Origin of the sequence: Azospirillum sp. (assembly GCF_035627195.1) — a bacterium.
Taxonomy (GTDB): Bacteria; Pseudomonadota; Alphaproteobacteria; order Azospirillales; family Azospirillaceae; genus Azospirillum.
Genome location: NZ_DASPMG010000448.1, coordinates 1 through 6,974 on the forward strand (window position 1 = coordinate 1; position 6,974 = coordinate 6,974).

9 protein-coding genes are annotated in these 6,974 nt (G+C 70.3%); 4 read left to right on the top strand and 5 right to left on the bottom strand.

From position 1 onward, the window contains the following. A partial coding sequence (locus tag VED21_RS38360; protein WP_324891730.1) for a response regulator transcription factor occupies positions 1-151 on the top strand: 151 nt, incomplete at its 5' end. Between the two features lie 134 nt (positions 152-285). Here VED21_RS38360 and VED21_RS38365 read toward each other — a convergent pair. The 4 genes from VED21_RS38365 to VED21_RS38380 all read right to left on the bottom strand — a co-directional run bounded on the left by VED21_RS38365 (position 286) and on the right by VED21_RS38380 (position 3,465). Then, complete coding sequence (locus VED21_RS38365) at positions 286-720, bottom strand: CBS domain-containing protein (protein ID WP_324891716.1); 435 nt, start codon at positions 718-720, stop codon at positions 286-288. Positions 721-912: 192 nt separating this feature from the next. Beyond that, positions 913-1,578: an OmpW family protein gene (locus VED21_RS38370; protein ID WP_324891718.1), complete on the bottom strand. Its 666-nt coding sequence runs from the start codon at positions 1,576-1,578 to the stop codon at positions 913-915. Between the two features lie 204 nt (positions 1,579-1,782). After that, positions 1,783-2,286: a hypothetical protein gene (locus VED21_RS38375; protein WP_324891720.1), complete on the bottom strand. Its 504-nt coding sequence runs from the start codon at positions 2,284-2,286 to the stop codon at positions 1,783-1,785. 33 nt (positions 2,287-2,319) lie between these two features. Further along, a complete protein-coding gene (locus VED21_RS38380) occupies positions 2,320-3,465 on the bottom strand; it encodes an FAD-binding oxidoreductase (protein WP_324891722.1) in 1,146 nt (381 codons plus the stop codon). A gap of 181 nt (positions 3,466-3,646) precedes the next feature. Here VED21_RS38380 and VED21_RS38385 point away from each other — a divergent pair, with 181 nt between their 5' ends. Beyond that, entirely contained in the window at positions 3,647-5,101 is a 1,455-nt protein-coding gene (locus tag VED21_RS38385; protein ID WP_324891723.1) for a matrixin family metalloprotease, read from the top strand. 143 nt (positions 5,102-5,244) lie between these two features. Further along, positions 5,245-6,063, top strand: a complete 819-nt coding sequence (locus VED21_RS38390) for a hypothetical protein (RefSeq protein ID WP_324891725.1) — start codon at positions 5,245-5,247, stop codon at positions 6,061-6,063. A 58-nt stretch (positions 6,064-6,121) separates the two neighbouring features. Here the strand turns inward: VED21_RS38390 and VED21_RS38395 are convergent, their stop codons facing one another. After that, a complete protein-coding gene (locus VED21_RS38395) occupies positions 6,122-6,589 on the bottom strand; it encodes a YaiI/YqxD family protein (protein WP_324891727.1) in 468 nt (155 codons plus the stop codon). Positions 6,590-6,714: 125 nt separating this feature from the next. On the opposite strand from VED21_RS38395, the gene VED21_RS38400 reads away from it, so the two are divergent. After that, the coding region (locus tag VED21_RS38400) for an ATP-binding cassette domain-containing protein (protein ID WP_324891729.1) at positions 6,715-6,974 on the top strand (260 nt) is incomplete at its 3' end.

Genomic DNA, 6,974 nt, shown 5'->3' on the forward strand with positions numbered 1-6,974 from the left:
GCGCGAAGGCAAGTCGAACAAGCAGATCGCGCACGAGCTGGGCCTGTCCGAAGGCACGGTGAAGATCCACATGACGGCGATCTTCAAGTCGCTGGGCGTGCGCAACCGCACCCAGGCGGCCATGGCCTTCCCGCAGTCGACCAACGCCTGACGCGAGTCGGCCCGCAAACAGAAGAAAGGCGCGCCGCCGGACCGGGGGCGCGCCTTTTTCGTTGGTGCCGCAAGAACGTTGGGTTTTCGCCTTCGGCTCAACCCAACCTACGGGCGAAGGCGCGCTGCCGCGCTTTACCCCAGCCCGGCGACGTAGCCGCGCAGCGACTCCACCTCCAGTTCCGCGTCGTCCAGGCGCGCCTTGACGGCGTCGCCGATGCTGATCAGTCCGGCCAGGCGGTCGCCGTCCATCACCGGCAGGTGGCGAATGCGCCGGTCGGTCATCAGCGCCATGACCTGCGCCATGGTGTCGGTGGGCTGGCAGGTGACGATGTCGCGGGTCATCAGGTCCGCGGCCGGGCGCAGCAGAGCGGCGCGGCCGTCGCCGGCAAGGGCGCGGACGATGTCGCGCTCCGACAGAATGCCGGCCGGGCGCCGGGCCTCGTCGAGCACCAGGACCGCGCCGATGCGGTGCTGCGCCAGCACCCGCGCCACGTCGGCAACGGTGTCGGATGCGCGGACGGTGACAACGGCGTTGCCCTTCCTCTTCAACACGGCGGCCACGTGCATGGAACCTCCTTTCGGCCGGGCGGGCCGCCATCGGTGTTCACCATCGGTGTTCAGCCGGTGTGCGGTGCCGCGCATCGGCGATGCTCACACCCCGGTGCCCGGAAAGGAAGCCGCGCAAAAGAGAAGGCCGGGCACCCCGTCGGGGTGCCCGGCCTTTCCTATGCGCAGCGGCCCGAAGGCCCTGCGGCGTGCTTAGAAGCGGTAGCCGACGCCCACGCCGACGACCCACGGATCCAGGCGGACGTTGGAGTGGATGTTGCCCAGCGGGGTGCCGACGTCCAGATCGGTCTTCACGAAGATCTTCTTGACGTCCAGGTTGATCGACCACGGGCCGCCCACGGCGACGTCCACACCGGCCTGCAGGGCCCAGCCGAAGCGGTTCTTCAGGCTGAGCGACTGGGCGACGCCACCGGCGGCCGACTTGCTGTAGAACAGCGAGTAGTTGATGCCGGCGCCGACGTACGGGCTGACGCGCTCCTTGGTGAAGAAGTGGTACTGCACCGTCAGGGTCGGCGGCAGCAGCCAGGTCTTGCCCACGTCCACTTCGCCCAGGATGGTGCTGGCCTTGATCTTGTGGCGGGTGGTGCCGGCGATCAGCTCGGCGGCGATGTTGTCGGTGAAGAAGTACGAGAAGTCCAGCTCCGGGGTCCAGCCGTTCTCGACATGGCCCTTGCCGATGTTGGCGCCGCCGAGCGTCAGGTCGGCCTTCTCCTGCGGGATGGCGCCGACGATGCGCGCGCGCACCAGGATGTCGCCGGCGGACTTGCCCTTGAAATCCTGCGCGGTGGCGGTGGTGGCGAAGGCGGCGACGGCGGTGGTCGCCAGCAGGGCGGCGGCGGCGCGCTTCAGGAAAGTCATTGGATCTGCTCCCACAGCATGGTCGGGTTTGATTTGGCGCGGTCTGCGTTGTTGACCGTGGTGTAGCAGAGTTTTTGCCCGCCTGCTAGGCAGCCCGCAACAGTTTCGACGCACTGTTGCGCCAAAGCGACAGCGACGCAACGCCGCAGGGACAAGGGTTTGGCGCCCCTGCTATTGCTTTGTGATCACACAATTAGAGTGGGCTTATTGTGTCCGGGGCGGCATTGACTGGGGCGCCGGGGACGGCGGCATTTGCGGCTGCGGTGTTTGGGCCAGACAGTTCCGCACGATGGCGCCGCACTCGCCCAGGCTGCTGCCGCCGCCGTAGACGACCCGCTCGACCACGCCGTTGCGCAGGGTGAAGGTCGCCTCGCAGGCATAGCTGCGCACATCCGCCGCATAGGACGGCCAGCCCCAGCCGCCATAGCCCCAAGGCCGCCACGGCCCGCCGTAGAAGCCCGTGGTGACGGGGTAGGAGACGATGCGGCCGGTCTGGTAGGTGTAGAACTCCCGGCTGTCCGCCACGGCCTGCCGCTCCGGTACCCCGGCGCAGGACAGCAGCGTGGACTTGGGCATGCCGACCAGCGCGCTCTGCGCGCTGATGGCCTGGTCGGCGGCCGGGTTGGCGCAGGCGGTGATGCCGGCGGCCACGGCCGCCAGGCCCAGGCGCCGCAGCATCGGTCGCGGCATCAGCGGAGTCGCGGTCACGGCGGTCCCTCCTTCTCGTCCTCACCGCCCCTTTCACGATCTCAGGCGCGCCGGGGCCAGGTCGGCGGCGGTGACGCCGAGCCCGGCCACGTCGGCCGGCACGCCGGCCCCGGTGATCAGCGACGCGGCGGTGCGCGCCAACGCCGGCGCCATCTGGATGCCGTAGCCGCCCTGGCCGGCCAGCCAGAAGAACCCCTCCGCCCGGTCGTCGAATCCGGCCACCGGCACCTTGTCGGCGACGAAGCTGCGCAGGCCGGCCCACCGATGGCTGATACGCCGAACGTGGAAGCGGGCGACTTGTTCCACGCGGTCGATGGCGAGCGCCACGTCCAGTTCCTCCGGCTGCGCGTCGCACGGCTCGACCGGCGTCTCGTCGGCCGGGGAGGCGAGCAGGCGCCCGCCCTCGGGCTTGAAGTAGAAGGTCTCGTCCACGTCGATCACCATCGGCCAGCCGCCGAGTCCCGCCGCCAGATCCGCCTCCTCGAACACCGGGTCGAAGGTCACCGCCGTGCGCCGCTTGGGCACCAGCCCCACCGGCCGCACGCCGGCCAGCCCGGCCAGCGCGTCGGCCCAGGCGCCTGCCGCGTTGACCAGCACCGGCGCCGCGAAGGTCCGCCCGTCCGTCGTCTCGACGACCCACAACCCGTCCCGGCGCGCCACCCCGCCGACCCCGGCGTCGGTCACCACCGTGCCGCCGCGCGCCTTCAGCGCGCGCAGGTAGCCGTGGTGGATGGCGTGCACGTCCATGTCCATGGCGTCCGGCTCCCACACCGCGCCGGCCACGTAATCGGCGCGCAGGGCCGGGCAGCGTTCCAGCGCGCGGGCGGCGTCGAAGCGCTCCACCGTCGGGGTCAGCCGCCGCCCCTGTTCGAAGGCGGCGTCCACCGCCGCCGACTGGTCGGCGCGGCCGACCAGCAGCACGCCGCGCGGGGTGAGCAGCGGGTGCTCGGCGAAGCCGGCGGGCGGCTGCGTGTAGAAGTCCCAGCTCGCCACCGTCAGCGCCCGCACCACGGCGTGGCCGTAGGTCTGCGTGTACAGCGCGGCGGAGCGGCCGGTGGCGTGGTAGCCCGGCTGCGCCTCCCGCTCCAGCACCAGCACGCGCCCGTGCGCCGCCAGTTCGCAACCCACCGAGGCGCCCGCCATGCCGGCGCCGATGACGAGGAAATCCGCGCGTTCCAAGGTCCTGTCCCCTTCTCCTGTTCCCCAGAGGATGCGACCGGCCGGGCATTCGGGCAAGGCCCGCCGGCGGGAAGGCCGCCGAACGGCCGGTTGTGGAGGTAGCGCGCTTCCCACTACAATCGTTCGTGGTAGGGGCGCCGGCCGGGGGCGGCGCGGCGCCCGGCCTTGCCGCGGAGGGCGCATGCCGGCCACCACCTTCGACGCTTTCCGTCCCTTGGCGCGCGCCGTCGTCGGCGTGGTCGACGACATCGAGGACGGCGTCGTCGGCACCGTCCGCGGCGTCATCGGCGACGACGGCACCGACCACGACGTCGACCCGACCCCCACGCCCGAGGGCGTGAACTCCGGCGACGCCGAGGTGGACGCCCTGCTGGTGGGCGACCCTTACCGCTGGAACGCCGATTCCATGTTCGGCATGCCGGTCACCGTCACCTACAGCTTCATGGCGCGCGCGCCGTCCTACTACCAGCCGACGGAGGTGATCGCGTTCCAGGCCTTCAACGACGCCATGAAGGAGGCCGCGCGCGCCGCGCTGGCCGAGTGGTCGGCCGCCGCCAACATCACCTTCGTCGAGGTGGCGGACACCGGGGCCGGCGGCACGATCCGCTTCGGCGCCGCCGAACTGGACGAGCGCGTCGCCGCCTACGCCTTCATTCCCCTGGCGGACGATCCGCGTGGCGGCGACGTCTGGGTCACCACGTTCGATCCGGGCAATCTGGCGCCGGGCTTCGGCAGCTACGCCTACCTCACCTACGTGCACGAGATCGGGCACGCCATCGGCCTGAAGCACCCCGGCAACTACAACGCCACCGGCGGCGGCTCGCCCGGCCCCTTCCTGCCGGCGTCGCTCGACAACACCGACCAGACGGTGATGTCCTACATCACCGGCAACATACGCTATCCCGTGGACCTCGGGCCCCTGGACGTGGACGCGGTGGCCTACCTGTACGGGCCGAAGACCGCGCGCACCATCGGCCACATGCAGGCGGGCGACGACCGCGCCGACCGCCTGCTGGGCGACGCCAACGACAACTCCCTGATCGGCAACGGCGGCGACGACACGCTGTCCGCCGGCACCGGCGACGACGGCCTGCTGGCCGGCCCCGGCAACGACCGCGCCGACGGCGGCGAGGGCGACGACCGGCTGTACGGCAACCAGGGCATGGACGACTTGGCCGGCGGGGCCGGCGACGACACGCTGCACGGCGGCCAGGACGCCGACGTGGTGGGCGGCGGGGCCGGCGCCGACCTGATGTACGGCAACCTGGGCGACGACACGCTGTTCGGCGGGCAGGGGACCGACCGGCTGTTCGGTGGGCAGGGTGCGGACGTGATCGACGGCGGCGACGGCAACGACACGCTGTACGGCAACGCCGGTGCCGACACGCTGCACGGCGGCGGCGGCGCGGACGCCTTTTACGTCGGTGTCGGCCGCGACGTGGTCACCGACTTCAGGCACGGCACCGACCGCATCCACGTGGCGCGCGATGCCGGCATTACGACCGCGGCCGACGTGCTGGCGCGGGTCGCCGACGGCGCCGGCGGCGCCGTGATCGACCTGAACGCCGGCAACAGCGTGACCCTGGTGGGTGTGTCGAGGGCCGGGCTAAGTGCGATGGACTTCCTGGTGGTGTGAAAATCCCAGCGGTTTAAAGGATAGAAACCAAACTAAGCAATAACTGGTTGTGTAATCGGCGGCAAATTCTGTCAGATTAACTTGTTGTTTACCTGAGATTGTCAGTGTTCCTTTCCGGCGTGAGCTTTCGCATGGAGAGGGGCATGAGCATCGTCGGCGTTGGTGGCTACACCGTTCACAACCAGCCGGCGGCACGCAATGCCGGTGATGCCAAGGCGCCCGCGTCCCCGGCCGCGCCGTCCGGTCCGGCGTCCACGGGGCCGGTCGACACGGTGGACCTGTCGCCCACGGCCGCCGTCTTCGCCAATTTCTCCGGTCCCGTGAAGCTGAACCTGGACGGTGGAATACGGGGGAATGCCGGGCTTCTGGCGGCGGCCGGCGTGAAGATGGAGCGGCCCGCCGTCGCGGAGGAGAGCGCGGCGCGCAAGGAGATCACCGATTACGCGGGCAAGCTGAACGCGCTGGTCAGCGAGACCTTCGGCCTGACCGCCGAACAGGACGGCTGGGGTGCCGGCGGGGCCGCCGTCGCCATGATCGACAAACTCGCCGAAAAGAACGGGCTGGCGAAGCCCAAGGCGATGGCCGGGGATGGCGCGGCGGGTGCGGGCGGCGGTTCGGTCGGCACGCTCGACATCGCGCTGGGGGCCAAGGACGGGGAGGCGGGCGGAAGCGTGCGCATCCTCTTCGACGCCAATGCCAAGCCGGCGGCCAACGGCCCGCTCCTCGACCTCTCCGGGGCCGATGGCCAGGGAGTGCTGTCGATGCTCAAGGACAGCGCGCTCGGCAAGGCGCTGGAGCAATCCGGCTGGTCGCCGAACGGCACCAAGAAGGCTTTTGCCGCCACCAGCGGCGACGGAGCCGACGCCAGGGTCTCGGCGCTGTTCGTGACCGACGGCAAGGACGGCTACGTCAAGGACAACGCCAACACTCTGCTGGGGACCATCCGCGGCCTTCTGGGCTGAGGTCGGCACGTCGGGCCGCTGCGTGTTCTTGATCGGAGCCGTTGGGGAGGGGTGTTCCTTACCGCCACTTCGGCTGCCGGCCGGCCTTGAGGGCCTGCACGGCCTGGTCCAGCGTCTGGAGGAACTGGGAGCGGTCGCGCTGGCCCATCGGGGCGTTGCCGCCCTGCACCTCGCCCATGGCGCGCAGGTCGGCCATCAGGGCGCGGGTGGCCAGCGCGCTGCCGATCGAATCCGGCGTGAAGGGGCGCCCCGTCGGGCCGATCACCACGGCGCCGTTCTTGATGGCGCGGTCGGCCAGCGGGATGTCGGCTGTCACGACGATGTCGCGCGCCGCGGCGTGCTCGGCGATCCAGTTGTCGGCGGCGTCGAACTCCGACCCCACCACGACCAGCTCGGCCAGGCATTCGTTGGGCAGGCGCAGCGGCGCGTTGGACACCAGCACGACCTTGCAGCCGGTGCGCCCGGCCACCTTGTAGATTTCCGCCTTCACCGGGCAGGCGTCGGCATCGACGTATATGGTGAGCAAACGAGGAGTCCTTCCTTCACCGTTTCTTCCGGCATCCTGATGCGCTAAAACCCTGCGTCAACCGGTTTGGCGCCGATGCGGCGCCTCCACTTCCAATTTCCCCGGCGAAAGGGACGGAGAGGCGCATGGCGTCCTATCAATACGTCTATGTCATGAAGGGCCTGACCAAGGTCTACCCCGGCGGCAAGAAGGTGCTGGACAACGTCTGGCTCTCGTTCCTGCCGGGGGCGAAGATCGGCGTTCTCGGCGTCAACGGCGCCGGCAAGTCGACCCTGATGAAGATCATGGCCGGCCTGGACAAGGATTTCTCGGGCGAGGCCTGGGCGGCGCAGGGCGCCAAGGTCGGCTACCTGTCGCAGGAGCCGCAGCTCGACCCGACCAAGAA